Annotated in this window: 1 rRNA gene; it reads right to left on the bottom strand. The window is 50.4% G+C overall.

Going from position 1 to position 2,790, the window contains the following annotated elements:
• Positions 1-21: 21 nt before the first annotated feature.
• A 23S ribosomal RNA gene (locus tag FTU64_RS16155) occupies positions 22-2,790 on the bottom strand; the annotation flags it as partial.

The following is a 2,790-nucleotide window of genomic DNA, read 5'->3' as shown; positions in this document are numbered from 1 at the left end:
ATACAACTGTTTGGGTGTTGTATAGTCAAGCCTCACGAGCAATTAGTATTGGTCAGCTTCATGCGTCACCGCACTTCCACATCCAACCTATCAACGTCGTAGTCTTCAACGGCTCTTTAGTGGACATAAAGTCCAAGGGAAATCTTATCTTGAGGTAGGCTTCCCGCTTAGATGCTTTCAGCGGTTATCCCTTCCGAACATAGCTACCCGGCGATGCGACTGGCGTCACAACCGGTACACCAGAGGTTCGTCCACTCTGGTCCTCTCGTACTAGGAGCAGATCCTCTCAAATTTCCAGCGCCCACGGTAGATAGGGACCGAACTGTCTCACGACGTTCTAAACCCAGCTCGCGTACCTCTTTAAATGGCGAACAGCCATACCCTTGGGACCTGCTTCAGCCCCAGGATGAGATGAGCCGACATCGAGGTGCCAAACACCGCCGTCGATATGAACTCTTGGGCGGTATCAGCCTGTTATCCCCAGAGTACCTTTTATCCGTTGAGCGATGGCCCTTCCATACAGAACCACCGGATCACTAAGACCTACTTTCGTACCTGCTCGACTTGTGGGTCTCGCAGTTAAGCGCGCTTTTGCCTTTATACTCTACGCGTGATTTCCGACCACGCTGAGCGCACCTTCGTACTCCTCCGTTACTCTTTAGGAGGAGACCGCCCCAGTCAAACTACCCACCAGACATGGTCCTCGCTCCAGATAATGGAGCAGAGTTAGAACCTCAATATTACCAGGGTGGTATTTCAAGATTGGCTCCACCGAAACTAGCGTCTCGGTTTCAAAGCCTCCCACCTATCCTACACAAGTAAGATCAAAGTTCAATGTCAAGCTGCAGTAAAGGTTCACGGGGTCTTTCCGTCTAGCCGCGGGTACACCGCATCTTCACGGCGATTTCGATTTCACTGAGCCTCTGCTGGAGACAGCGCCCCCATCATTATGCCATTCGTGCAGGTCGGAACTTACCCGACAAGGAATTTCGCTACCTTAGGACCGTTATAGTTACGGCCGCCGTTTACTGGGGCTTCGATCAAGAGCTTCGCTTACGCTAACCCCATCAATTAACCTTCCAGCACCGGGCAGGCATCACACCCTATACGTCCACTTTCGTGTTTGCAGAGTGCTATGTTTTTAATAAACAGTTGCAGGGGCCTGGTTTCTGTGGCTGCTCTCAGCTCAGGAAGCAAGTTCCATCACCAAAAGCAGCGTACCTTCTCCCGAAGTTACGGTACCATTTTGCCTAGTTCCTTCAGCAGAGTTCTCTCAAGCGCTTTGGTCTACTCGACCTGACCACCTGTGTCGGTTTCGGGTACGATTCCAGTGTAACTGAAGCTTAGAGACTTTTCCTGGAAGTATGGTATCAGCCACTTCACTGTACAAGTACAGCTTGCTGTCAGATCTCAGCATAGAGTACCCCGGATTTGCCTAAGATACATGCCTACTTCCTTTCACCTGGACAACCAACGCCAGGCTGACTTAACCTTCTCCGTCCTCTCATCGCATTACACTGAAGTATTGGAATATTAACCAATTTCCCATCGACTACGCCTCTCGGCCTCGCCTTAGGGGTCGACTCACCCAGCCCCGATTAACGTTGGACTGGAACCCTTGGTCTTTCAGCGAACGGGTTTTTCACCCGTTTTGTCGTTACTCACGTCAGCATTCGCACTTCTGATACCTCCAGCAGACTTCTCAATCCACCTTCATCGGCTTACAGAACGCTCCCCTACCACTTACACTAATGTGTAAATCCGCAGCTTCGGCATATAGTTTTAGCCCCGTTACATCTTCCGCGCAGGCCGACTCGACTAGTGAGCTATTACGCTTTCTTTAAAGGGTGGCTGCTTCTAAGCCAACCTCCTAGCTGTCTATGCCTTCCCACATCGTTTCCCACTTAACTATAATTTTGGGGCCTTAGCTGGCGGTCTGGATTGTTTTCCTCTTGACTACGGACGTTAGCACCCGCAGTCTGTCTCCCGGATAGTACTCATTGGTATTCGGAGTTTGCATCGGTTTGGTAAGTCGGGATGACCCCCTAGCCGAAACAGTGCTCTACCCCCAATGGTATTCGTCCGAGGCGCTACCTAAATAGCTTTCGGGGAGAACCAGCTATCACCGAGTTTGATTAGCCTTTCACCCCTATCCACAAGTCATCCCCTGGCTTTTCAACGACAGTGGGTTCGGTCCTCCAGTTAGTGTTACCCAACCTTCAACCTGCTCATGGATAGATCACCCGGTTTCGGGTCTACACCCAGCAACTAAACGCCCTATTAAGACTCGATTTCTCTACGGCTCCCCTAATCGGTTAACCTTGCTACTGAATGTAAGTCGCTGACCCATTATACAAAAGGTACGCAGTCACCAAACAAGTTGGCTCCCACTGCTTGTATGCATGCGGTTTCAGGATCTATTTCACTCCCCTCACAGGGGTTCTTTTCGCCTTTCCCTCACGGTACTGGTTCACTATCGGTCAGTCAGGAGTATTTAGCCTTGGAGGATGGTCCCCCCATATTCAGACAAGGTTTCACGTGCCTCGCCCTACTCGACATCATTATCTAAGCCCTTTCGCGTACAGGACTATCACCTACTATGGTCGCACTTCCCAGAGCGTTCCACTAAAGCTTAGATAACTTAATGGGCTTTTCCCCGTTCGCTCGCCGCTACTGAGGGAATCTCAATTGATTTCTTTTCCTAAGGGTACTGAGATGTTTCACTTCCCCTCGTTCGCCTCATAAACCTATGTATTCAGTTTATGATACCCGCCTTATAGCGGGTGGGTT

Source organism: Acinetobacter sp. YH12128, assembly GCF_013418655.1.
Taxonomy (GTDB): domain Bacteria; phylum Pseudomonadota; class Gammaproteobacteria; order Pseudomonadales; family Moraxellaceae; genus Acinetobacter; species Acinetobacter amyesii.
Note: the sequence above shows the minus strand (reverse complement) of the source record. Positions and strands in the feature narration are given on the sequence as shown.